This window comes from Arthrobacter sp. MDT1-49-2, assembly GCF_059090185.1.
Genome location: NZ_JBNHFK010000008.1, coordinates 100507 through 124338, shown reverse-complemented (window position 1 = coordinate 124338; position 23832 = coordinate 100507). Strand labels below are relative to the sequence as shown.

24 protein-coding genes and 2 tRNA genes are annotated in these 23832 nt (G+C 63.5%); 9 read left to right on the top strand and 17 right to left on the bottom strand.

The genetic code is table 11. The features are described from left to right. Position 1: 1 nt before the first annotated feature. Entirely contained in the window at positions 2 to 1942 is a 1941-nt protein-coding gene (gene pknB, locus AC5RTS_RS12355; RefSeq protein WP_493992307.1) for a Stk1 family PASTA domain-containing Ser/Thr kinase, read from the top strand. Here pknB and AC5RTS_RS12350 read toward each other — a convergent pair. From AC5RTS_RS12350 to AC5RTS_RS12340, 3 genes are read right to left on the bottom strand one after another with little or no spacing between them, the layout of a single operon-like run. Next, on the bottom strand, positions 1939 to 2622 hold the full coding sequence (locus AC5RTS_RS12350; protein ID WP_493992306.1) for an aminodeoxychorismate/anthranilate synthase component II: 684 nt from the start codon (positions 2620 to 2622) through the stop codon (positions 1939 to 1941). The genes pknB and AC5RTS_RS12350 overlap by 4 nt on opposite strands. 4 nt (positions 2623 to 2626) lie before the next feature. Then, the gene (locus AC5RTS_RS12345; RefSeq protein ID WP_227903133.1) at positions 2627 to 2797 is read right to left on the bottom strand and encodes a hypothetical protein; all 171 of its coding nucleotides are present in this window, start codon (positions 2795 to 2797) and stop codon (positions 2627 to 2629) included. Between the two features lies 1 nt (position 2798). Next, entirely contained in the window at positions 2799 to 3512 is a 714-nt protein-coding gene (locus AC5RTS_RS12340) for a class E sortase (protein WP_493992305.1), read from the bottom strand. Positions 3513 to 3815: 303 nt separating this feature from the next. Between AC5RTS_RS12340 and AC5RTS_RS12335 the strand changes: the two genes are divergently transcribed. Next, positions 3816 to 4067 carry a cell division protein CrgA gene (locus AC5RTS_RS12335; protein WP_493992304.1) on the top strand — a complete coding sequence of 84 codons (252 nt, stop codon included), beginning with the start codon at positions 3816 to 3818 and terminating at the stop codon, positions 4065 to 4067. A 383-nt stretch (positions 4068 to 4450) separates the two neighbouring features. Here the strand turns inward: AC5RTS_RS12335 and AC5RTS_RS12330 are convergent, their stop codons facing one another. Both AC5RTS_RS12330 and AC5RTS_RS12325 read right to left on the bottom strand, forming a co-directional pair. Further along, complete coding sequence (locus AC5RTS_RS12330) at positions 4451 to 5161, bottom strand: rhomboid family intramembrane serine protease (protein WP_493992303.1); 711 nt, start codon at positions 5159 to 5161, stop codon at positions 4451 to 4453. Between the two features lie 216 nt (positions 5162 to 5377). After that, entirely contained in the window at positions 5378 to 5920 is a 543-nt protein-coding gene (locus AC5RTS_RS12325; RefSeq protein ID WP_493992302.1) for a peptidylprolyl isomerase, read from the bottom strand. A gap of 151 nt (positions 5921 to 6071) precedes the next feature. On the opposite strand from AC5RTS_RS12325, the gene AC5RTS_RS12320 reads away from it, so the two are divergent. Continuing rightward, positions 6072 to 7028, top strand: a complete 957-nt coding sequence (locus AC5RTS_RS12320; RefSeq protein WP_493992301.1) for a hypothetical protein — start codon at positions 6072 to 6074, stop codon at positions 7026 to 7028. Positions 7029 to 7125: 97 nt separating this feature from the next. On the opposite strand, the gene AC5RTS_RS12315 is transcribed toward AC5RTS_RS12320, so the two are convergent. The 12 genes from AC5RTS_RS12315 to dnaA form a co-directional block, all read right to left on the bottom strand. Further along, positions 7126 to 8046: a DMT family transporter gene (locus AC5RTS_RS12315; RefSeq protein ID WP_493992300.1), complete on the bottom strand. Its 921-nt coding sequence runs from the start codon at positions 8044 to 8046 to the stop codon at positions 7126 to 7128. A 105-nt stretch (positions 8047 to 8151) separates the two neighbouring features. Continuing rightward, positions 8152 to 8224, bottom strand: a tRNA-Ala gene (locus tag AC5RTS_RS12310). Between the two features lie 65 nt (positions 8225 to 8289). Continuing rightward, the gene (locus tag AC5RTS_RS12305; RefSeq protein ID WP_493992299.1) at positions 8290 to 8409 is read right to left on the bottom strand and encodes a DLW-39 family protein; all 120 of its coding nucleotides are present in this window, start codon (positions 8407 to 8409) and stop codon (positions 8290 to 8292) included. Positions 8410 to 8454: 45 nt separating this feature from the next. After that, positions 8455 to 8528 (bottom strand) — tRNA-Ile (locus tag AC5RTS_RS12300). 110 nt (positions 8529 to 8638) lie between these two features. Then, positions 8639 to 9148, bottom strand: coding sequence for a DUF3566 domain-containing protein (locus tag AC5RTS_RS12295; RefSeq protein WP_227903126.1), 510 nt, complete (start codon positions 9146 to 9148; stop codon positions 8639 to 8641). Further along, a complete protein-coding gene (gyrA, locus tag AC5RTS_RS12290; protein ID WP_493992298.1) occupies positions 9145 to 11802 on the bottom strand; it encodes a DNA gyrase subunit A in 2658 nt (885 codons plus the stop codon). The genes AC5RTS_RS12295 and gyrA overlap by 4 nt, the downstream gene beginning before the upstream one ends. Positions 11803 to 11871: 69 nt before the next feature. After that, a complete protein-coding gene (gene gyrB, locus AC5RTS_RS12285; protein WP_493992391.1) occupies positions 11872 to 13917 on the bottom strand; it encodes a DNA topoisomerase (ATP-hydrolyzing) subunit B in 2046 nt (681 codons plus the stop codon). A gap of 296 nt (positions 13918 to 14213) precedes the next feature. After that, a complete protein-coding gene (locus AC5RTS_RS12280) occupies positions 14214 to 14774 on the bottom strand; it encodes a DciA family protein (RefSeq protein ID WP_493992297.1) in 561 nt (186 codons plus the stop codon). Further along, positions 14767 to 15951, bottom strand: a complete 1185-nt coding sequence (recF, locus tag AC5RTS_RS12275; RefSeq protein ID WP_493992296.1) for a DNA replication/repair protein RecF — start codon at positions 15949 to 15951, stop codon at positions 14767 to 14769. Before recF ends, AC5RTS_RS12280 begins: the two co-directional genes overlap by 8 nt. Before the next feature lie 69 nt (positions 15952 to 16020). Then, positions 16021 to 16926 carry a phosphogluconate dehydrogenase (NAD(+)-dependent, decarboxylating) gene (gene gnd / locus AC5RTS_RS12270; RefSeq protein WP_493992295.1) on the bottom strand — a complete coding sequence of 302 codons (906 nt, stop codon included), beginning with the start codon at positions 16924 to 16926 and terminating at the stop codon, positions 16021 to 16023. A gap of 52 nt (positions 16927 to 16978) precedes the next feature. Continuing rightward, on the bottom strand, positions 16979 to 18103 hold the full coding sequence (gene dnaN, locus AC5RTS_RS12265; RefSeq protein ID WP_227903122.1) for a DNA polymerase III subunit beta: 1125 nt from the start codon (positions 18101 to 18103) through the stop codon (positions 16979 to 16981). Between the two features lie 575 nt (positions 18104 to 18678). Next, positions 18679 to 20097 (bottom strand): chromosomal replication initiator protein DnaA, encoded by a 1419-nt coding sequence (gene dnaA / locus AC5RTS_RS12260; RefSeq protein WP_493992294.1) that lies wholly within the window; start codon positions 20095 to 20097, stop codon positions 18679 to 18681. Between the two features lie 468 nt (positions 20098 to 20565). Between dnaA and rpmH the strand changes: the two genes are divergently transcribed. From rpmH to rsmG, 6 genes are all read left to right on the top strand, one after another. Further along, the gene (rpmH, locus tag AC5RTS_RS12255; RefSeq protein ID WP_022892375.1) at positions 20566 to 20703 is read left to right on the top strand and encodes a 50S ribosomal protein L34; all 138 of its coding nucleotides are present in this window, start codon (positions 20566 to 20568) and stop codon (positions 20701 to 20703) included. Between the two features lie 63 nt (positions 20704 to 20766). Next, entirely contained in the window at positions 20767 to 21132 is a 366-nt protein-coding gene (rnpA, locus tag AC5RTS_RS12250; RefSeq protein WP_493992293.1) for a ribonuclease P protein component, read from the top strand. A 7-nt stretch (positions 21133 to 21139) separates the two neighbouring features. Further along, positions 21140 to 21511: a membrane protein insertion efficiency factor YidD gene (yidD, locus tag AC5RTS_RS12245; RefSeq protein WP_493992292.1), complete on the top strand. Its 372-nt coding sequence runs from the start codon at positions 21140 to 21142 to the stop codon at positions 21509 to 21511. 9 nt (positions 21512 to 21520) lie between these two features. Then, positions 21521 to 22483: a membrane protein insertase YidC gene (gene yidC, locus AC5RTS_RS12240; RefSeq protein WP_493992291.1), complete on the top strand. Its 963-nt coding sequence runs from the start codon at positions 21521 to 21523 to the stop codon at positions 22481 to 22483. Next, positions 22480 to 23025, top strand: a complete 546-nt coding sequence (locus AC5RTS_RS12235) for a Jag family protein (protein WP_493992290.1) — start codon at positions 22480 to 22482, stop codon at positions 23023 to 23025. Before yidC ends, AC5RTS_RS12235 begins: the two co-directional genes overlap by 4 nt. A 39-nt stretch (positions 23026 to 23064) precedes the next feature. Further along, positions 23065 to 23697, top strand: a complete 633-nt coding sequence (rsmG, locus tag AC5RTS_RS12230) for a 16S rRNA (guanine(527)-N(7))-methyltransferase RsmG (RefSeq protein ID WP_493992289.1) — start codon at positions 23065 to 23067, stop codon at positions 23695 to 23697. The last annotated feature ends 135 nt before the right edge of the window (positions 23698 to 23832 follow it).

Below are 23832 nucleotides of genomic sequence, written 5' to 3'. Positions count from 1 at the left end.
TATGAGCGCAGACTTCCTTCGAGGGCAGCCCACCCTCAACACCGACAACGTCCTGAACGGACGTTACGAGGTTGGTGAATTGATTGGGCGCGGAGGCATGGCGGATGTCTACCTCGGCCGGGACATCCGGCTGGGGCGGACCGTCGCCATTAAAGTGCTGCGTCCGGATCTGGCCAGGGATCCGCTCTTCCAGTCCCGGTTCCGCCGTGAGGCCCAGGCAGTAGCGGGGCTCAACCATCCGTCAGTGGTGTCGGTGTACGACACCGGCGACCAGGAGTCACCGGCCACCCGGGACGATGTCCGGCTCCCCTACATCGTGATGGAGTACGTGCCCGGCAGGACCCTGCGGGACCTGATCAAGGGCGGGGAACTCACCATTGAGCGCTCGGTGGACTACGTGCTCGGGGTGCTCGCAGCCCTGGATTACAGCCACCGTTCGGGAATTGTGCACCGGGATATCAAGCCCGCCAACGTGATGGTGACGACCGACGGCGGGGTCAAGGTCATGGATTTCGGCATAGCCCGTGCCATGGCGGATTCCGCTGCCACCATGACCCAGACGCAGGCTGTCATCGGCACTGCCCAGTACCTCTCACCCGAGCAGGCACGCGGTGAGACCGTGGATGCCCGCAGCGATCTTTATTCTGCTGCCTGCCTGTTCTTCGAGCTGCTGACCGGACGGCCGCCCTTCGTGGGCGAAAGTCCCGTCTCTGTCGCCTACCAGCATGTGCGCGAACAGCCGGTTGCCGCCAGCAGCCTGAATCCGGAGGTTCCGGCCGCCCTGGACAGCATTCTGGAGCGCGGCCTGGCAAAGGACCGCAACCACCGGTACCAGACGGCCCGTGAATTCCGGGAAGCCCTGCTCGCTGCACGCGACGGCGGACCGGCCACGGCTGCTACACAGGCCATTGGTTTTCCTGCGTCGGAGCACTCCAACGGTGCACCGCCGGCCGGCAGCACCGGCCCGGTGACCGAAGCAGTTTCCTCCGGCCCCCTGGAGGAACCCCGCACCCGGGCCATGGCCAAGGTCCTTGCCGGCGGTTCGCTGACCGCCGACGGCAATCACGACGATTCCCATGAGGAGGACCACCCGGCCCTCGCCATCGGTTCCACCGGCGACCGCGATCCGCAGCAGAAGGCCCGCCGCACGGCCTGGACCACGGTATTCGTTGTCCTGCTGGTCCTGGTTCTGGGGGTTGTTGGATTCGTCGGCTGGAATACGCTGAATGCCGAGCCTCCGGCGCCTCCCACCGCGGTGATGCCCTCGGTGGAGGAGAAATCCCAGACCGACGCAATGAACGCCATCATCGAAGCCGGTTTTGACCCGCCCACCATCACCGAGGAATACAGCAACGACGTCGACTCAGGACTGGCCATCCGCACGTCCCCGGCGGCGGGTGCCGAGGTTCCACTGGAGGAAAGCGTCACTTTGTACGTCTCAAAGGGGCCGTCCAGCGCCGTGATTCCGGAGAACCTTGCCGGGATGACGGAATCCGCCGCCCGGGATGTACTGCGCGGCCTCAATTTGAAGGGCGGAACCACCATTGAGGCGGACAGTTCCACCGTGCCCGACGGACGGGTTCTGGGCACCAATCCTGCGGCGGGCACCTCGGTACCGGTCGAATCGGAAGTCGACATTGTGCTTTCCAACGGGTTGGTCACTGTGCCCGACGTTCTCGGCCTGCCGGCGGATCAGGCGGAAGCCACCCTGCTGGGTCCGGATTTCCTCCTCACCCCCAAAATCACGGAGGTCGAGTCCGCAGATGCCGAACCCGGCACGGTCATAGAGCAGAGCATTCCGGCGGGCACCAAGACGGCGCCCAGCAGCACGGTCTTCCTGTCCGTGGCGAAGGCACCTGCCCCGGAGGAAAAACCCAGCCCGTCGCCGTCGGCCACCAATTCGCCGGCGTCATCCGACCAGCCGCAGGGGCGCCGCCGTTAGGCCGGTGCCGGCAGGGACCGGGACGCCAGGTCCGCCACCGAGGTGTTTGAAATGAGCGGGCTGAGACTGGCTGCGTGCGTGGCCGCTCCGGCGAGTCCTGCGGATTCGAGCCAGTTTCCCAGCATCTGGTAGCCACCCTCGGTCAGAACCGATTCGGGGTGGAACTGGACGCCGGACAGGGGTGCAGTCGAATGACGCAGTCCCATGATGATCCCGCTGGCAGTGCGTGCCGTCACTTCCAGATCGGCCGGAATGCTGTCGGCCACCGCAGCCAGTGAGTGGTACCGGGTTGCGGTCAGCGGGCTGGGAAGCCCGGAAAATACGTCCCGGCCTCCGTGTTCCACCTGCGAGGTTTTCCCGTGCATCAGTTCGGGGGCATGCGTAACGGTTCCGCCGTAGGCCTCTGCCAGCGCCTGGTGCCCCAGACAGATCCCGAGCATGGGGGTTCCCGTGCTCCCGCACCAGCGGATCAGTTCGACGCTGACACCGGCCTCCGCGGGCGTGCCCGGACCGGGGGAGACCAATACACCGTTGTGTTCGGCGGCGAGCTTCACCGCATCCTCGATGCTCAGGTCATCATTGCGGACCACGGTGGTTTCGGCGCCCAACTCCCGGAGGTAGCCGACCAGCGTGTAGACAAAGCTGTCGTAATTATCGATCACCAGAATACGGGTGCTCATAGTGCTAGGAACCGCCAATCGTTGAATCCTCGGAGGAGGGAAAGAAGCTGTTCTCCGCGAGCCATGGGAAGACATATTCCATGAGCGCCAGCACGGCCGCGGCAATCAGCACCGCGGACAGGAGAATCCGGACCCACAACGGACCGGGAAGGTGCCGGAAGATCCATCCATACATTTTAGCGACCTCCGGTGGTGTTGGCGGCAACCGTCTGCGCTATCTCGGCCGGGGGCCCGGCGGAGAGGGGCTGCCAGGTGTCCATCGCCGCGTAGGCAATGATGCGTTCCTGCGAACCGAAGCGGGGGTTGCAGCTGGTCAGGGTCAGGAACCGTTCGGTGGGGATGGCGGCAGGATCCGTAGGGACGGGCGCAATCACGTCCACCCGGTTCGGCAGCACCACCTGGGTATTGCGGTAAACATAGGTGTAGTAGCCGTCCCGGGTCTGCACATAGACGCGGTCCCCGGGCACCAGCGTATGGATGGCATCCAGGGATTTGCCGTGGGTCTGCCGGTGGCCGGCCACGGCGAAGTTACCTATCTCCCCGGGCATGGCCGTGGAGGGGTAATGCCCCAGTCCCAGCCGGTCCAGGACCGCCGTTCCCACCCCGCTGCTTACCGGCACGGCATAGTCCGCACCGAACCGGGGAACGTACACAATGGCAAACGTGTCGCCCTCGGTTTCCACCGGAGGCAACACCGCCGGGTCACCGTAATCCTGTCCCGGCGGACCCGGATCGGTTTCGGGCAATTCGAAGTCCTGCACCAGGTCACGGATGGCGTCCTGCTGGGCCCGACCGGACTCGATGTTGGTCCACCACAGCTGCCAGGCCACGAAGAGGACAAGGATGAGTCCCGCCGTGATCAGCAGCTCGCCGGCCACCTGAACGGCCATGCGTATTTTGCCGCCTGGCTGCCTGCGGGGCCCCGGAGGGGTGCCGCGGACACCGCTGCGGGTCCGAGCGGTGGCTGGGGATTCGGCCAAGGACTCTCCTTAGTTTCGGACAGCTGGCACCGTCCTGCGAACCTAGGATACTCTGCGCCCGGAATTCGCTAGGATGGCAGGAAAGGGACGCCGCACAGGCTGTACCGCGACCACTGTTCACGACAGTGTTTCGCTGCGCACCCGACCCGCCGTCCCAGTCCGCGACTACAAGACCACCGGCATTTGCGTAAGCCGGTTCCCCCAGGAGGATCCGTGCCTGAGTCCAAATCCCGCAAGAAGCCCGCCAAGGCTGCGGCCCCCGCTGCAACGTCGTCAGCGCCCAAGCCCAATCCCGTTTGGTACAAACCGGTGATGTTCGGGCTGATGATCCTTGGTCTGTTGTGGATCATCACGTATTACATCACCCAGGGACAGTTTCCGATCCCGGCATTGGGGGCCAGCAACATCTTGGTGGGCTTCGGCATCGCCATTGTCGGTTTCCTGATGACCACGCGCTGGCGCTGACGTTAACTTCCCCGGCTTCCCGGTGCCGCTGTCAGGCACCGGGAAGCCTTTTTTGTGCCCCGGAGCGTCACTATCCCCTTAAACCACGTTGTTCACAGCTTGTGCACGGAGTTATCCACAGGTGTGGGAAACTCTGTGGGTTACTTCGCCAACTTCCTTGCAAATAAAGGGATCCAGGTTATCCACACCTGTGGAATTACATGTGTGTAAGTCTTCACAGGCTATGGATAACCCTGTGGATCGCTGAGTACGTGCCTGAACTACACCGCTGTTAGTTATTAACACTGTGGGTATCCCTGTGGATAACTTTTGGCCACTTCCGTCGGGTTAAACGGCTGTGCCCGCCGGATCTACCGACGGGCACAGCAGCGCAAGGAGTTGGGCTAGACGGGCGAAATCCCCAGGGGTGGCGCCCACAGCACGGCCGCCGCCACCAGCACCAGCACAATGGCGGCCAGCCCGCCGAACTGGATGGCGGTCCGGTGCTTGCCTTTGGGTGCGTAGGCAAGCACGGCGGCACACGCTGCTCCGGTGAGGAGCCCTCCCACGTGGGCCTGCCAGGCAATGCCGGGAAATACAAAACCGATGACCAGGTTCAGCCCCAGCAGGATCAGCAGTGAGCGCAGCTCACCCCGGCGCTGGCGGATCACTACGAAAAGGGCACCGAAGAGTCCGAAGACCGCTCCGGAGGCACCCACCACCGCTACGTTCGCCGCAGCCAGGTACATGACGCCTACGGAACCGCCGAAGGCGGAGATCAGGTACAGCAGTGCGAACCGGGTTCGGCCAAAAAGCGGTTCCAGGCTGCGTCCCAGGAACCAGAGCGCATACAGATTAAACGCGATGTGGACTATCCCGGTCTGGGAATGCAGGAACGCCGAGGTCAGCATGCGCCACGGCTCGGCATCAGTCAGCCGGGGGATGTATCGGAAGGCGTCGGTGAAGGACGGCACTATCTGCTGCAGCAGGAATGCCCCTGCGCAGATGGCCATGATGGTGATGGTGACAACGGGTTTCCCGTTCCGTGCCACCTGTCCTCCGTACGGGGTGCGGTAGACCGGCTGGGCCTTTTTCTGCGCATTGAAGCAGTCCACGCACTGGACGCCTACTGCGGCATTCTGCTGGCACTCCGGGCAGGCCGGGCGTCCGCAGCGCTGGCAGCGGATATAGCTGACCCGATCCGGATGGCGGGGACATACAGGTACCTGCGACGCCGGCACCTCGGCCGGCACTCCATAGGACATTGCGGGAACTCCCGGATAGAGGAAATGCCCCGGCCGGAGACTCCGGCCGGGGCAGTGCCGGACAGGCTAGAGCTGCTCGACGGTGATGTTGTTGATGACCACGTCTTCGGTCGGCTTGTCGCGGCCGTCAGTGGAAACCGCGTTGAGCTGGTCCACCAGTGCACGGGACTCGTCGTCTGCCACTTCACCGAAGATGGTGTGCTTGCCCTGCAGCCAGGTGGTGGGTACGGAGGTGATGAAGAACTGGGAACCGTTGGTGCCCCGGCCCATCTGCACGCCGGCATTGGCCATGGCCAGCTTGTACGGCGTGGAGAAGTCCAGATCCGGGTTGATCTCGTCGTCGAACTGGTAGCCGGGTCCGCCGGTACCGCGGCCGAGGGGATCGCCGCCCTGGATCATGAAGTCCTTGATGATCCGGTGGAAGATCGTGCCGTCGTAGAGCGGACGGCTGGTCTTCTCACCCGTTGCCGGATCGGTCCACTCGATTTCACCGGTGGCCAGACCGACGAAGTTCTTGACCGTCTTGGGGGCGTGGTTGCCGAACAGGTTGACACGGATGTCACCCATGGACGTGTGGATGGTTGCTTTTGCTGTAGGAATAGCAGTCATAAGGACATTCTTCCACGGCGCCTGTTTACATGGGCGGAAACCGCATTGTTCAGCGCACAGTGAAAACCGGGCCTCACCGAGGCTGTCAATAGCAGAGAGCCGCGCGAACACGTAGGCTAAGGCTGAAACGACACTATCCCGGGAGGTAGTTTTGAAGAAGGACCGCATCACGCATGATCTGGAAGCCAACGTCGCCGCAGGCCTTGGCACTGCACGGGACTGGGCAACGCCCAAGGTCGAGGCAGCCAAAGGCTGGGCCGTTCCGCGCATCGAAAAGGGGATAGAGACTGCTTCTCCCAAAATCCAGGACGGCATCAAGCGCGCCGCTGACGAAATCGCCCACGGCGTCGCCACCGTCACGCCCCGCATTCAGGGCGGACTGGAAAAGGTAGGCCCGCGCATCAGCCATGCCGTGGATGAAGCCACCCCTCGGATCCAGAGCACCCTGGACCGGGCAACTCCGGCACTGAACACCGCCAAGGACCGTGTGGTGGATGATTTCCTTCCGACCCTGTCCACCCGCATCGGCGAAACCGCCGACACCGTCTCGCGCAGCCTGACCGCTGCAAACGTGCCGGTACAGACCGCCGTCGCCAAGGTGACCGGTAACAAGAAGGCCGTGAAGCGCGCACAGAAGGCCGCCGCTGAAGCAGCCAAGAAGGCACGGAAGAACCAAAAGGGCGGAAAGGGCTGGCTGATCTTCGGCATCATCGCCGCAGCCGTCACGGCCGGCGTTGCCGCCTGGCGCGCCTCCCGTCCGGTCGAGGACCCGTGGAAGACTCCGGCTCCCCAGCCGGCCCGCACCTCCCCGGCTCCCAGCCCGGCGGCTACCGCCCCCAAGCCGGCCGAGCCGGCTACTCCGGCGCCGGTCGAGGTGCCCAAGCCGAAGCCGGCCGCCGCACCGGCCGACAAGGCCGAGGAAAAGACCGCCGGTTCCGAGACCAAGGAAACTGTTGCCAGCATCAAGGAAGCAGCCGAACGCGCTGCCTCCCGCTCCGCTGACAAGGCCTCCGAGTCAGGCAAGCACACCAAGGAAGCTGCCAGCGAGGCCAAGGAAGCTGTGAAGCCTTCCGGTGCCCACTCGGAGAACAACACCGGCAAGAAGTAAGCCACAACCGGCCGGCGTGCCGGAAGTGAAAACAGAGAAGGAGGGTCCCGCATGCGGGGCCCTCCTTCTCTGTGTCCGGCATCAGCCGTTCCTGGACCTAGAGTTCCCCTCCGAGTGCCGGCGGCGCCGGGGGAACCACGGGGGCCGCTGCGGCGGCACGTCGGCGGCTGCGTCCCTGCCCGGCCACCACCACGGCAAGGCCAGCCAGGATCAGCGCCAGTCCCGCGTACGTGCCCGCCGGCAGCTGCTCCTGGAGGAAGACGGCCGCCAGGATGGCCGCACCCGGGATTTCCAGCAGGATGATCATGGAGACCACCAACGGACTGATCACTGCGAGCAAATGGTTGAACACGGTGTGGCCCAGAATCTGGGCCACCAGCGTAACGGCCAGGATCCCCAGCCACGCTGCAGGCGGAAAGCCTACTATCGGCTGCCTGAAGGCCGCACACAGCCCCAGCAGGAGCACCGCGCAGGTTCCGTAGCAAAGCGTGGTGTACGTTCCCGTAGACATCGTTTCGCGGGCTTTGCCGCCGGCGATCGTGTAGATCCCGGCCAGCGCGCCGCCGGCAACGGCGAGGAGATCCCCAATCAGCGCTTCCCGGGACAGCCCCAGGTCAAACCCGGATATGACCACCACGCCCGCAAAGGCAGCGGCCAGGCCTGCCAGCACCACCGGAGCAACCCGGATGCCCCGCAGGACGTTGAACAGGGCGATCCATCCTGCCTGCAGGCACACCAGAGCCGTAGCGGCAGCCACTGACGTCATCTGCAGGGCGGTAATAAAGCAGGCGAAGTGCAGCGCCAGGGCCGTGGCCGCCACCGCGGTCCATTTGTAATCCCGCCCCGTGAGAGCCCGGAAGGCACTCCGGTGGATCGCTGCCGCGGGTGCGCCCATCAGCACTGCCCCAATGGCGTTGCGCCAGAAGGCGATGGCCAGGGCGGGTGCAGCGGTAGCCGCCATGATCGGCCCGGATGCCGAGACACCCAGCACGCCCACCAGGGCGAGGAAAATATTCACAGGCCAACAGTAGTGCAGCGCGGTGCCTCTCCGGTGCCGGGATTCCGTGCGCGCTGGTTAACGCAGAAGGTCCCCGCTCCGATGAGCGGGGACCTTCTGTTTCGGTGGAGGCACGGGGACTCGAACCCCGAACCCCCTGCTTGCAAAGCAGGTGCGCTACCAATTGCGCCATGCCCCCGAAATGAGAACTTATCCAGTATAACCTACCGTTTCCGGTTTGCGTGCCAGATAAATTTTCCGGAGTTATTCGACCTTGTCGGTCGAATCCTTCCATACGGTCTTCTCCGCAGCAGTTTCCTGCCACTTTTTGAAGGCGAAGATTCCCGCGGCAGCTGCGGCCGCAAGTGCGAGCAACTTTTTCACGGAATTCTCCTTACCGTTGCGGTCCACCTTTTTCAAGGTGTTCCGTGGGCGTACCAGGACTTGAACCTGGGACCTCTTCGTTATCAGCGAAGCGCTCTAACCGCCTGAGCTATACGCCCCGAACCTCTTCGGGCCGAGATATGACTTTACCGCACCTTCGGCGCGGCGCCAAATCGAGGTGTTTTCCGGTTCCGGACGGGCTCTTGCAGCCCGTCCGGAACCGACACAATCAGTCGTCCGTCAGTGTCACGCCGATGCCGCCCACGAGGGTGGAGGCGATGTTGTACAGGACGGCAGCGAGCATCGACAGCGCCGTCAGGAGCAGGACATTGACCACCGCGATGATGGTTGCAAAGGAGACCACCTGTCCCAGGGAGGCGAAGTCGCGCAGGTCGAATCCGCCGGATTCGCTGCCCGCAATCTCGCCCAGCAGGGTGTTGACCCGGTCGAAGATTCCGGTCAGGTCCAGGACGGTCCAGAGGACAATCGCTGCCACCACGGTGACGACGCCGAGCGCCACCGACAGCAGGAACGCCATTTTCAGGACGGACCAGGGATCGATCTTGCTCACCAGCAGGCGCGCCTTGCGGGCCTTGGCCTTGGGCACGGGCTTTACCAGCGGCTGCCGGTTGGCCGAGGCGCTCTGACCGCCTCCAGGACGCTGGGCGGGGCGGGCGGGGGTTTTCACCCGCGGTCCGCCGCCCGAAGACGACCTAGGGCTTGAGTTGGTCGAGCTCACTCGTTACCTCCATCTTGTTCCGGCTGTGCATCTGGCTCAACCGTTTTGTCTGTAGACAACGGTACTTCATCGCCCGAAGCCTCTATAGGTTCCACACCGTCGGATACCTGAGCCGGCTCGGAAGTTACGCCGTCGGCGTCCTCATCCTCTTCGACCGCCAGGTCCCGTTCGGAGTTCCGGGCAACCGCGATGATGCGGTCATTCTTGTCCGGCTTGGCGAAGATAACGCCCATGGTGTCGCGGCCCTTGGCCGGCACACCGGTCACGGAGGAACGGACCACCTTGCCGCCCTGCATCACCACCAGGACCTCGTCCTCCTCCTGCACCACCATGGCACCGACCAGGTGTCCGCGGTCCTCGGCCAGCTTGCCGACCTTGATGCCAAGACCGCCGCGGCCCTGGACCCGGTATTCATCGGCGCTGGTGCGCTTGGCGTAGCCGCCATCGGTCACGGTGAAGACGAAGGAGTCCTCCGTGACGACGTCGGCCGCCAGGAGTTCGTCATCCTCGCGGAACTTCATGCCGGTGACGCCGGAGGTGGCCCGGCCCATCGGCCGCAGGGCCTCGTCGGTGGCGGTGAAGCGCAGCGACTGGCCCATCTTGGAAACCAGCATGAGGTCATCGGTTTCGGCGACCAGCTGGGCGGAAACCAGTTCGTCGCCGTCACGCAGGTTGATGGCAATGACGCCGGCGGACCGGTTGGTGTCATAGTCCGCCAGCCGGGTCTTCTTCACCAGGCCGCGCTTGGTGGCGAGCACCAGGTACGGGGCGGCCTCGTAGTCCGGCAGCGCAAGCACCTGGGCAATGTGCTCATCCGGCTGGAAGGCCAGCAGGTTGGCCACGTGCTGGCCCTTGGCATCACGGCCGCCCTCGGCCAGTTCGTAGGCCTTGGCGCGGTATACGCGGCCCAGGTTCGTGAAGAACAGCAGCCAGTGGTGGGTGGTGGTGACGAAGAAGTGCTCGACGACGTCGTCCCCTCGCAGCTGGGCGCCGCGGATCCCCTTGCCGCCGCGGGCCTGCTGGCGGTAGTTGTCGCTGCGGGTCCGCTTCACATAGCCGCCGCGGGTAATGGTGACCACCATTTCCTCTTCGGGAATGAGGTCTTCCATGCTCATGTCGCCGTCGTAACCCATGAGGATCTTGGTGCGCCGGTCATCGCCGTACTTGTCGGAGATTTCCTGCAGCTCTTCGCTGACAATCGCCCGCTGGCGCTCCTCGGAGGCCAGGATGACGTTGTATTCGGCGATTTCGGCTTCGAGTTTGGCGTGCTGGTCCTGGATCTTCTGGCGTTCCAGTGCGGCCAGGCGGCGCAGCTGCATGTCCAGGATGGCCTGGGACTGGATCTCGTCGATTTCCAGCAGGCCCATCAGGCCGGTGCGGGCATCCTCAACGGTGGAAGAGCGGCGGATCAGGGCGATGACCTCATCCAGCGCGTCCAGGGCCTTGAGCAGGCCGCGCAGGATGTGGGCTGCCTCCTCGGCCTTGCGCAGCCGGTACCGGGTGCGCCGGACAATGACTTCGAGCTGGTGGGTGACCCAGTGCCGGATGAAGGCATCCAGGGACAGGGTGCGGGGCACGCCGTCCACGATGGCCAGCATGTTGGCGCCGAAGTTTTCCTGCAGCTGGGTGTGCTTGTAGAGGTTGTTCAGCACCACCTTGGCCACGGCGTCGCGCTTGAGCACAATCACCAGGCGCTGGCCGGTGCGGCCGGAGGTTTCATCGCGCATATCGGCGATGCCGGTGATCTTGCCGTCCTTGACCAGTTCGGCAATCTTGACGGCAAGGTTGTCCGGGTTGGCCTGGTAGGGGAGTTCGGTGACCACCAGGCAGGTACGGCCCTGGAGTTCCTCCACGTTGACCACGGCACGCATGGTGATGGACCCGCGGCCGGTCCGGTACGCGTCCTCGATGCCCTTGTGGCCCAGGATGGTGGCGCCGGTGGGGAAGTCGGGTCCCTTGACGCGGCGGATCAGTTCCTCGAGCAGGACGTCGTTCGGGGCGTCCGGGTTCTGCAGGTACCACTGCACGCCGTCGGCCACTTCCCGCAGGTTGTGCGGGGGAATGTTGGTGGCCATGCCCACCGCGATGCCGGAGGAACCATTGACCAGCAGGTTCGGGAACCGGGAAGGAAGAATGGTCGGTTCCTGGTTGCGGCCGTCGTAGTTGTCCTGGAAGTCGACGGTTTCCTCGTCGATGTCCCGGACCATTTCCATGGCCAGCGGGGCCATCTTGGTTTCCGTGTACCGCGGGGCGGCCGCGCCGTCGTTGCCGGGGGAACCGAAGTTGCCCTGGCCCAGGGCCAGCGGATAACGCATGGTCCAGTCCTGGATCAGGCGGACCAGTGCATCATAAATGGCCGAGTCGCCGTGCGGGTGGTACTGGCCCATGACTTCGCCGACCACGCGGGCACACTTGTTGAAGGAGCGGTCCGGGCGGTAGCCGCCGTCGAACATCGCGTAGAGCACGCGCCGGTGCACCGGCTTCAGGCCGTCGCGTACGTCCGGCAGGGCGCGGCCGACGATCACCGCCATGGCGTAGTCAAGGTAGGAGCGCTGCATCTCGGTCTGCAGGTCAATCTGCTCGACCCGGTCAGTCAGTGCGGTCCCGGCCAGGGGAGTCTCGTCCCCGGTTACCTCGGGAGTCTCATCACTCATTGGTTCTGCTTCCGTTCTAAGTTCGCTAAAGTCCTTGCCCACCGGCTGCGGGGCCGGTTCCCGGTACCGCTAGATGTCCAGGAAGCGCACGTCCTTGGCGTTCTGCTGGATAAAGCTGCGGCGGGACTCGACGTCTTCGCCCATCAGGACCGAGAAGACCTGGTCCACGGCGGCCGCGTCATCCATGGTGACCTGCAGCAGCGTGCGGTGATCCGGGTCCATGGTGGTGTCCCAGAGCTCGGTGTAGTCCATCTCGCCCAGGCCCTTGTAACGCTGGATGCCGTTGTCCTTGGGCAGGCGCTGGTTGTTGGCCAGGCCGCGGGCAATGACCTCGTCCCGTTCCCGGTCGCTGTAGACGTAGTCGTGAGCGTGGTTGGACCACTTGATGCGGTACAGCGGCGGCTGGGCCAGGTACACGTAGCCGTTTTCAATCAGCGGACGCATGTAGCGGAACAGCAGCGTCAGCAGCAGCGTGGTGATGTGCTGGCCGTCAACGTCGGCATCGGCCATCAGCACGATCTTGTGATAGCGGGCCTTCTCCACGTCGAAGTCCTCGCCGATACCCGCACCAAAGGCGGTGATCATGGCCTGGACTTCGGCGTTGCTGAGGGCGCGGTCAAGGCGGGCGCGTTCCACGTTCAGGATCTTGCCGCGCAGCGGCAGGATGGCCTGGGTTTCCGGGTTGCGGCCGCGGACGGCGGAGCCGCCGGCCGAGTCACCCTCCACAATGTAGATTTCGGACTTCGAGGGGTCCTTCGAGGAGCAGTCCTTGAGCTTGCCCGGCATGCCGCCGGACTCCAGCAGGCCCTTGCGGCGGGTGGATTCGCGCGCCTTGCGGGCCGCCAGCCGGGCCTGGGAAGCCTGGATGGACTTGCGAATGACATCGCGGGCCGGACCCGGGTTGCGTTCCAGCCAGTCACCGAGCTGGTCGGTGACCACGCGCTGGACAAAGCCCTTGACCTCGGAGTTGCCCAGCTTGGTCTTCGTCTGGCCTTCGAACTGCGGCTCGGCGAGCTTGACCGAGATGACGGCGGTCAGGCCCTCACGGATGTCGTCGCCCGTGAGGTTGTCATCCTTTTCCTTGATGATGTTCTTCTCGCGCGCATACCGGTTGATCAGGGACGTCATGGCGGCACGGAAACCCTCTTCGTGGGTTCCGCCTTCATGGGTGTTGATCGTGTTCGCGTAGGTGTGGACGCTCTCGGAGTACGCGGTGGTCCACTGCATGGCCATTTCCACGGCCATTTTCTTATCCGAATCCTCGGTCTCGAAGGCAATGACGTCGTTGTGCACAACCTCGACCTTCTTGGAGGAGTTCAGGTGCTTGACGTAATCCAGCAGCCCGTCGGCGTAGAGGTAGTCCACGCTGCGGTGCTTCGGCGCGGCGTCTTCGGCGGTTTCGGAGGCATCCGTGATCTCCTCGGCCTCCTCCTCCAGCGTGCGCTCATCCGTCAGCCGGATCCGCAGGCCCTTGTTCAGGAAGGCCATCTGCTGGAAACGCGCGCGCAGCGTTTCAAAGTCGAACTCGGTGGTTTCGAAAATCTCCGGGTCCGGGTAGAAGGTCTGGGTGGTGCCGGTTTCCTCGGTCTGCTCGCCCTGGCGCAGCTCACCCACAGGATGACCGCCGTTGGCGAAGCTCTGGCGCCAGACGAAGCCCTGCCGGCGCACTTCGGTCTCCACCCGTGCGGAGAGTGCGTTGACCACGGAGATGCCCACGCCGTGCAGGCCGCCGGACACGGCGTAGCCGCCGCCGCCGAACTTGCCGCCCGCGTGCAGGATGGTCATGACCACCTGCACCGTGGGGATTCCCTCGGTGGGGTGCAGGTCCACGGGAATACCGCGCCCGTTATCCGTGACGCGCACGCCGCCGTCGGCCTGCAGGACCACCTCGATATGGTCGCAGTAGCCTGCCAGCGCCTCATCAACGGAGTTGTCCACCACTTCATAGACCAGGTGGTGTAGGCCGCGCGGGCCGGTGGAACCGATGTACATGCCGGGGCGTTTACGGACGGCCTCGAGGCCTTCAAGAACCGTGATTTCATTCGCGCCGTATTCCACGGGGGTGGCCTTTTCCGGGGCGCTATGGTCCTCTGGTGTTACCTCTGAGTTGTCCATCTCATTGTCGTTAGCCACAGGTGCTGTCGACTCCTCTTGTGTTCGTCAGAATTGAGCCTCCCCAGCGGACAGGCATCTCCACTCTCAATTCTACCGCGCCGGAGGTGGCAAACCTGTCCAAAACACCCTCTGACAAGCCAATAATGACGCTTTGCAGGGAATCGGAGCGCCCTTGATAGGGCCGGATACGCCCCAGGGGGTTTCCCGGCCCCCAGGCGGCTCCTGTCCGGGCGCGGTTTTCGGCCCCGTCGTGCTGCAATAGGAGCCGGAGTGGCGGGGTTCCGGCCTATCTGCGCTTATCCGTACGTGTCCCGGGGGCCTCGGCCCTTGACGCTGCGCATACCCTTGCGCCAGTTGGGGGCGGCCGGGCCGATCACGTCTATTTTCGTCACGACGCCGGGACCCAGTTCCGCATCAAACCGCGCAATCAGTGTGTCCCGCAACAGGCGCAGCTGGGTGGCCCAGGCGGTCGAATCGCAGCGTACCTGCACCGTGGTGTCGGAGAAGGATTCCGGGGTGCAGTGGGCGCTGACCTCGCTGCCCACCAGTTCCTCCCACCGGGAAATCACCGACCCCACGGCCACGGGGGAGTTCCAGCCGCGTTCACTGACAAAACGCGTAAAGACCTTCCCCAGTCCCTGCGGGTCTCGTCCAACGTATTCACCGGGGACAAACGGCGTCTGCTGGCGGCGGCCGGTTTTGCGCCGTGTCGCCGGGGTCCGCTGGTTTCCGCGGGCCTGGGCGGCCTGGCGCATCCGGTTCAGCTGCTCCCGGGCGGCATCCGGCCGGTCATCGGCGTCCTCAAACCGGGGACCGTTTGCCGCAGACGGGGGCAGCGGCGGGTCTGTTTCAGGCAACGGGCACACTGATGCCTCCGGGGACCACATTGATGACCCGTCCGGCCAGGGCCTCGGGGATGTCATCGCCCACGGCAGCCGTGACCAGGACCTGTTCCGCGCCGGCGACGATTCCGGCAAGCCGGCGCCGCCTCTGCACGTCCAGCTCGGCAAAAACATCATCCAGGATCAGGATGGGGCCCGCCCCCGGAGTGGGATCGTCGCTGGTGAGCAGGTAATACGAGCCCAGCCGCAGCGCGAGGGCGAAGGACCAGGTTTCCCCGTGCGAGGCATAACCCTTTGCCGGTGCCTGGCCCAGGATCAGTTCCAGCTCGTCACGGTGGGGACCGACCAGGGAGATGCCCCGGTCGAGTTCGCGCCGCCGGTTGGCAGTGAAGGCCGCAAGGAACCGCTCGGTCAGGGCGGGCACGTCCAGGCCGTACAACTCGTCCGGATCCTGCTCGCCTTCCACGGCGCCGTCGTCGTTGACCGATCCCTGCAGCGTGGACCGGTAGACGGCCCGGGCGGTTTTCGAACCGTCCGTCAGATCCCGGTAGGCCTCCGACAGGTGCGGCTGCAGACGCTGCAGTGCCTCCAGCCGGGCCGCCACCAGCTGTGCGCCGGCGACTGCCATGTGCTGGTCCCACACTTCCAGCGTTGCCTCGTGGGCAGAGGTGAAACGGCCTGCCGCCCGTGCGGATTTCAGCAGGGCGTTGCGCTGTTTGAGGACCCGCTCATAATCCGAACGGGTCGCCGCATGTCGGGGGACCAGGGACACTATCAGCTCGTCAAGGAAACGTCGTCTGTTCCCCGGATCGCCCTTGACCAGGGCAAGGTCCTCCGGCGCGAAAAGCACCGTTTTGCACAGGCCCAGAATGTCGCGCGCACGGACGGGGTTGGCACGGTTGATGCGGGCGCGGTTGCTGCGTCCGGGATTGATTTCCAGTTCGACGCCGGTGGCCTGGGACCCGCGGACCAGCCGGGCCCGGATCAGAGCCTGCGCGGCGTCAAAGTTGACCAGGGGCGCGTCGCTGCTGACGCGATGCGAGGAAAGGCCCGCCAGATAGCCGATCGCTTCCACAATGTTGGTTTTACCGGTGCCGTTCGGCCCGACGAACACTGTCACTCCCGGCTCGAGCCGGACATCCAGCTGGGGATAACTCCGGTATCCGGTCAGGGACAGGTGGTCAACGTACATTTGTGCTTCTTTCGTCCTTTCCCGTCCCCGGGGCCCGTGCAGGCTCTCTATCCACTGTACGCGGCCCGCTTATCCTTCATCCGGCCCGCCGCGCTCCGGCCGGCGAACCTCATGGCCGCCGAATTGGCGGCGCAAAGCAGCCACCATCCGCAGGGAGGGTGCATCCTGCCGGCGGGAGGCAAACCGTGCGTAGAGGGCTGCCGTTATGGCCGGTGCGGGAATGCCACTGGCAATGGCTTCCTCCACCGCCCAGCGGCCCTCACCGGAATCCTCAACGTATCCCCCGGTACCGGCCAGATCCGGATCCTCCGCCAGGGCCTGGACAGCGAGTTCCAACAGCCAGGACCGCACCACGGTCCCGTGCTGCCAAGCAGCGAGGATCCCGGGAACGTCCTCAATGACATCCTGGCCTGCAAGGAGTTCGTATCCCTCGGCATAGGACTGCATCAGACCGTATTCGATGCCGTTGTGCACCATTTTGGCGTAGTGCCCGGCACCGGTTTTCCCTGCGTGGACAAAGCTCTCACCGCGCTCTCCTGCCGGCCGCAGGGCGTCAAAGAGCGGCATGGCCCGGTGCACGTCATCGGCGTCACCGCCCACCATCAGCCCGTAGCCCTGATGCTGGCCCCGGATGCCTCCGGAGACACCGCAGTCAAGGAAGCGAATGCCCCGGTCTCCCAGTATCCGGGCGTTCCTGATGTCCTCAGTGAACCTGGAGTTGCCTCCGTCAATCACCAGGTCCCCCGGACCCAGAACCTCGGATAACGCGGTGATGGTTCCGGCGGTAGGATCCCCGGCCGGCACCATCACCCAGACAATCCGCGGGGAGGGAATGTCAGTGACCAGTTCTGCAAGTGAGGACACATCACTATGAACAGGGTCTCTGTCAAATCCTGTTACGTCGACATTGTTACGCCGCAATCGGTCGCGCATGCCGAAGCCCATTTTCCCGAGTCCGATGAGGCCGATGTGCATGTCAGCTTCTCTCTGTTGGGCTCCCGGGTCGGCGGTTGCGCGCCGCGGCGGACTACTGGTTTGGCAGGCGCACCGGCATCAGCAGGTAACGGTAATCGGCCTGATCATCACCAGTGAGTTCTTCCTGCGCCGAGATAACCGCCGGCTTGGGAGGTGTAGTGAAGGAAAAACGAACGTATTTGCTCGGGAACGCGCCCAGGCCCTCGCTCAGGTAGTGAGGATTGAAGGCAACCGTGATGTCGTCGCCAACCAGTGCTGCTTCCAATGCTTCCGAGGCCTGGGCATCCTCACCCGTGCCTGCATCAAGGGTGAGCTGACCGTCGGTAAAGGCCAGCCGTACCGGCGTATTGCGTTCGGCGACGAGGGAAACACGGCGGACAGCTTCGACCAGGGCATGGGTTTCCACGGTGGCGTGGATAGGCGTGTTTTCCGGGAAGAGGGAACGGATTTTGGGGTAGTCACCGTCCACCAGCAGGGACGTGGTCCGCCGGCCGCCGCTTTCGAAGCCGATCAGTTCGCTGTCCTCGGACAGTGCAATGTTCAGGTCGCCTGCTCCGCCAAGGGTTTTCGCCACCTCGTTCAGGGTCTTTGCCTTGACCAGGGCGCTGGTGGAAATCCCCGGAGTGGTGGGCTTCCAAGCCAGTTCGCGAAGGGCCAGCCGGTAGCGGTCAGTGGCCAGGAAAGTGATCAGATCATCTTCGATTTCCATCCGGACACCGGTGAGAATCGGCAGGGTGTCGTCGCGGCTTGCCGCAATGATCACCTGGGATACGGCCTGTGCAAAAGCATCGCCGTCCACCACGCCGCTGACGTCAGGCAGTGCCGGCAGCTCCGGATACTCAGCTTCAGGCATGGTGGCCAGGTTGAACCGGCTGTTGCGGCAGGTCAACGTCACCTTTGCACCGTCGGTTTCCACCTCAACGGGAGCGGAAGGAAGGCTCCGGCAGATTTCCGCGAGGAGGCGGCCGGACACCAGGATGGTGCCCTCTTCAGCCACATCGGCAGGGATCTGAAGACGTGCGGAGATTTCGTAGTCGAAGCTTGCAAGGCTCAGTGAACCGTTTTCAGCCTTGATCAGCAGCCCCGAAAGGACCGGAACCGGCGGACGCGGGGACAGGGAACGTGCTGTCCACGTAACGGCCTCAGCCAGGACATCCCGCTCAACTCTGAACTTCACTGAAGGGTGCCGCCTTTCGCAACGTACTTCTCAGTACAACTGAATCTGTCTGCAACTCATCTTGAGCTGTGGTGGGTGGTACTTGGGCAGCATCCGCGCTGCGGTACGGCCTAAGGAGCCGTACCGAGGTGCATGCGAATGACAACCATACTCTGTGACAGCTTAGCCCGGTCCGGTGCCGGATCGCACCGGAGTTCTTCTAGCTGCAGGAGCTGGAGCTGCCGGAGGAAGGAGGCTATCCGGTCTAGGCGTTTTTTGGTGTTCGTGTCGGTTGGTCCGAGGGGTGCTTGAGCTTAGTTGTTATTTGGTGGAACCGAATTTCTTAAGATCCGTAGTGTTAATAACTTCTGTGGATACTGTGGATAACCTGCCCCAGAGCCGCGTCCCGGCTGTTTAAGCCTGTTGATAACCTGTGGATCCGCCGCACCGGCTGTCCGCGGCGCTGTTGGAAACTTTTTTGGGATTCCGTGTATCCACAGGGAAGTGTGGGTAACCACCGGTTGTCCACCGAGTTATCCACACCCTTGTCCACAAATGTTAATTTTGAGCCCCTGCGGGGCTCTCCACACCGTGGTTCAGGCCTCGCGCTGCTGTTGCTTGATGCGGTTGGTCAGCTCCGTGACCTGGTTGTAGATGGCCCGGCGCTCAGCCATGAGTTCGCGGATCTTCCGGTCCGCGTGGATCACCGTGGTGTGGTCCCGTCCGCCCAGTTCCTGGCCGATTTTGGGAAGTGACATGTCCGTCAGCTCCCGGCACAGGTACATGGCGATCTGGCGGGCGGTTACCAGGGTGCGGGTCCGTGACTTGCTGCAGAGCTCTTCCAGACTGATCTGGAAGTACGCAGCCGTCTGTCCCAGGATCGATGCAGCGGTGATTTCCTGCGCGCCGTCGTCGGTAATCAGGTCCTTGAGCACGATTTCAGCCAGTCCAACGTCGACCTGCTGCCGGTTCAGGCTGGCGAACGCCGTCACGCGGATCAGGGCGCCCTCGAGCTCGCGGATGTTGGTGGAGATTTTCGAGGCGATGTACTCCAGCACATCGTCCGGGGCGCTGAGGCTGTCCCCGATGGCTTTTTTCCGCAGGATCGCGATCCGGGTTTCCAGTTCCGGCGGCTGCACATCGGTCAGCAGGCCCCATTCGAACCGGGACCGCATCCGCTCCTCAAACCCGGAGAGCTGCTTGGGCGGAAGGTCCGAGGTGATGACAACTTGCTTGTTGTGGTTGTGGAGCGCATTGAACGTATGGAAGAACTCTTCCTGGGTGGCGTCCTTGTTGGCCAGGAACTGGATGTCATCAATGAGCAGGATGTCCACGTTCCGGTAAAGCTGCTTGAAGCTGGCGCCCTCGTCATACCGGATGGAGTTGATGAAGTCGTTGGTGAACTCTTCCGAATTCACATAGCGCACCCGGATACCGGTATAGAGGTGGCGGGCATAGTGCCCGATGGCGTGCAGCAGGTGGGTCTTGCCCAGTCCCGAGTCACCGTAGATGAACAACGGGTTGTACGCCTTCGCCGGCGCCTCCGCTACCGCCACTGCCGCGGCATGGGCGAATCGGTTGGAGGAACCGATGACGAACGTCTCAAAGATGTACTTTGGGTTGAGCCGGCCGAATTCCTGGCTCGTGCTCGGCGGAGTGGGTGACGGCGCGCTTTCCCCCGACGGCACGGGGCTGGCGGCGGCGGGCTGTTCTTCCGGTTCCGGCTCCGGCTCCGCAACCGGGGTGAGATCGGCGTCGATAACGAAAGCGCACTGGATGTCCGCCTGGAAGACCCCGCGCAGTACTTCGTCGAGGATGTTCTTCAGCTGGGTCTGCAGGACTTCGCGGGTGAGCTCATTGGGTACAGCCACCAGCAGGGTGGTCCCGATCAGGCCCTGTGCCTGGGCAAGCACAACGAATCCTCGCTGCCGCGGGGTGACCCTGTCGTCTGTCTCCAGGGTCCGAATGACCTTGCGCCAGGAGCTGCCAACATCGTTGATTTCGTCCGTACCCACAAAAACCTCTCACGACGCCTCGCGGCTGTCTAAGAAAACCAGGGATCCCGGCGGGGACCCATGGCACTTCATCCACAGAGTTATACACAGTTGGTGGATAAAGTACCCGTCGCCAAGCCTAGAGGATGATTTACCGTCGTGGTAGCTGGAAATCCGCCGGATCAAGGGGCTGTCGGCTGTCTCACAGGCCGGTGTGCGGCCGGATACCCACAGCAGTTGTCCACAGGTGTTGAAAAAACCGCGTACACAGCCGGTGGACCGCCGGTTTGACTGGTGCCCGGGTGTCACCTAACGTTGAGTAGTCCTTTGTGTCTGCTATCTGTACTCACACATGCCCTGCAGGGGTTCTGGAAATCAGGGTCCAGGTCCGGGCGAGTACAGACAGACACATGAAAAAAGCGCCGCTTGTTCTTCCCCCTTGTCGCAACAAGTGCCGGCGCGACTCAAGATTGTCTTGGAGTAACTACCGTGAGCAAGCGGACTTTTCAGCCGAATAACCGCCGTCGTGCCAAGAAGCACGGCTTCCGCCTTCGCATGCGTACCCGTGCCGGCCGTGCCATCCTTTCCGCACGCCGTGGCAAGGGCCGTACCGAACTGTCGGCCTAAATAACCTCAAAGTTTGTCGATGCTGCCACTAAGCAGCTCTAGCCCGGATTCCAGGTGGTCTCAATGCTGGCCGTAAGGAATCGGGTAAGGGTATCGGCGGACTTTTCTCGTACTGTACGTTCCGGTGCCCGAAGTGGGCGCCGGAACGTAGTGCTATACGCAGTGGAAACCGGCGAACAGCCGTCCCGCTTTGGCTTTATCGTGGCCAAATCCGTTGGGAACGCGGTGACACGCAACCTCGTTAAGAGAAGACTGAGGGAAGCGGCAGCGCAGAGCCTTGCTCAGAACCCGGCGGGATTGGACGTAGTGGTACGGGCGCTGCCTCCGTCGGCTTCGGCGTCGTGGGCTGAGCTCAGCGCCGATTACCGCAGTGCCTTGAGTACCTGTACCGCCAAACTTTCGCAGAAACATGCCAGGCAGGGAGGATGAGCCAGCGATGAGGGACTCCGGATCGTATCCGTTGAGGGCCTTGATCGCCGTTGCCCGTTTTGTGTGGAATCTTCCGCGGACGGTCCTGATTGGCTTTCTCATTACCTACCGCAGGCTTGTGTCGCCGCTCTACGGCTCGGTCTGCCGATTTTTTCCCTCATGTTCCGCCTATGCCCTCGAAGCAGTCACCGTGCATGGAGCCGTTAAAGGCTCCTGGCTGGCTTTCCGACGGCTGATCCGCTGCCACCCGTGGAACAGCGGCGGCGTGGACCATGTGCCTGAGGGACACCGGATTTGGGACACGAAGAAGGTCCCGAGGATCATTGTGCTGAATCACCCCGTGATTCCAGCCGACGAAGACAGCCGCTCGGCGGCCTGAGGAGTGTAAATGGGTTTCTTCGAGACGATACTGTTCCCCTTTAAATGGGTCGTGTCATGGATCATGTGGATCTTCCACGAGGGGTTTGTCTTCCTCGGGATGGATGAAGCATCCGGCTGGACGTGGACGCTGTCCATCATCGGCCTGGTGATTGTGATCCGTGCGGCGCTGATTCCTGTCTTCGTCAAGCAGATCAAGGCGCAGCGAGGCATGCAGTCGCTGCAGCCTGACCTGAAGAAGCTGCAGCAGAAGTACAAGGGCAAGACCGACCAGCTCTCCCGTCAGGCCATGACGCAGGAGCAGATGGCCCTGTACAAGAAGCACGGCACCAACCCGTTTGCCGCCTGCCTTCCCATGCTGATCCAGATGCCGTTCTTCTTTGCCCTGTTCCAGGTGCTGAACGGGGTTTCCAAGGCCAGTGACAACGGCGAACACATTGGCGCCCTGTCGTCGCAGGCCATCCAGCAGTTTGACGAGGCCACCATCCTCGGCGCACCGCTCTCCTCCTCGCTGCTGCACGGCGGCGGCGGCGACGGGCAGCTGGCCGTTGTCATCCTCTCGATTGTCATGATCCTGGCCATGACCGCTTCGCAGTTCATTACGCAGAAGCAGATTATGTCCAAGAACATGTCCGAAGAGGCCCTTGCCAGCCCCTTCATGAAGCAGCAGAAGATGATGCTTTACGTACTGCCGATCGTCTTCGGCGTGGGCGGCATCAACTTCCCGATCGGTGTCCTGATCTACTGGACCACCACCAACCTGTGGACCATGGGTCAGCAGTTCTTCGTTATTCGCCGCATGCCGACGCCGGGTTCCCCCGCCGCCAAGGCCATGGCCGAGCGCCGTGCGCGCAAGGGCCTGCCGATGGTCCCCCTGCTCGGAGAGAAGAAGGGCGAAGCCCCTGTCGAGGTACCGGCCGCAGCCAAAGGCCAGCGCGTTCAGCCCCAGCGGAAGAACAGGAAAAAAAGATGAGCCCGGAGCACGTGGATGAGCCAGCAGTCGCCGTCGAAGATGCGGTGGAACCAACCCCGGAGCGTCCGGGCCGGCTGGAGGAAGAGGGCGATGTCGCCGCTGACTACCTCGAGGAACTGCTGGACATCGCGGATATCGACGGCGATATCGACATAGAGGTCCGCAACGGCCGGACCTACATTTCCGTGGTCTCCGAGGAAGAAGGCGACACCGCGCTCCAGGCCCTGGTGGGCCGTGACGGCGAGGTGCTGGAGGCACTGCAGGAACTGACGCGCCTGTCGGTCCTGACGGCCACGGAGAACCGGTCCCGCCTGGTGCTGGACATCACCGGATACCGCGTGGAGCGCGGAGAGCAGCTTCAGTCCATTGCTGAAGATGCCGCCCGCCGGGCCAAGGACACCGGTCAGGAAATTTCGCTGGCGCCGATGAGCGCCTACGAACGCAAGATTGTCCATGACGCAGTGGCCGAGCTCGGCCTGGTCAGTGAATCCGAAGGTGAGGGCGCAGGCCGCCACATCGTCGTTTCCCTGCCTGCATCCTAGACACTCACACAGCAGCGCAGACAAGGAATACCAGAGCCAGTGGTCGAATCAACACCCGCCGAACAGGACGCCGCCCGGAAGATTTTCGGCGACCGCATGGAGCTCGCTGAGCGGTACGTAGAACACCTGGCGACCTCGGGTATGGAACGCGGGTTGCTTGGCCCCCGGGAGGTGCCCAGGCTCTGGAGCCGGCATGTACTGAACTGTGCAGTGGTGGCTGAGCTCATTCCTGCCGGGGCCACGGTGGCCGATGTCGGCAGCGGTGCCGGGCTGCCCGGACTGTGCCTGGCCATTGCACGTCCGGACATCTCCATGACGCTGATCGAACCCTTGGAACGCCGGGTGATCTGGCTGAACGAGGTGGTGGAGGACCTTGGCCTCGATAACGTGCGCATCCTGCGGGGCAGGGCGGAGCAGGTAGTGGACGACGTCAACGTTGATGTTGCCACCGCCCGGGCCGTCTCTGCGCTTGGCGGGCTGGCCGGACTTACCGTCCCGCTGCTGCATGGGAAGGGACAGGTTCTGGCCATCAAGGGCCGCAGTGCAGAAGAGGAAGTGCTGAAGGCCGCCAAGACCATCCGCAAGCTCGGAGGCCGGGATACTTCCGTTGTGACGGCGGGCGGAGACCTGCTCGAGGAACCGACCACTGTGGTGCGAATCACCGTCGGCTAGCCTGCCGGCATTCAGCTCTTTGCACACACCGGCGCTGATCCCTGCTATTGGGCAGGGAGCAGATAGTCTAGATGGACTAATGCCTTAACGCTTTATGTTGGAAAGTGAGCAAGACCCGGTGAGTGTGCGCGATTC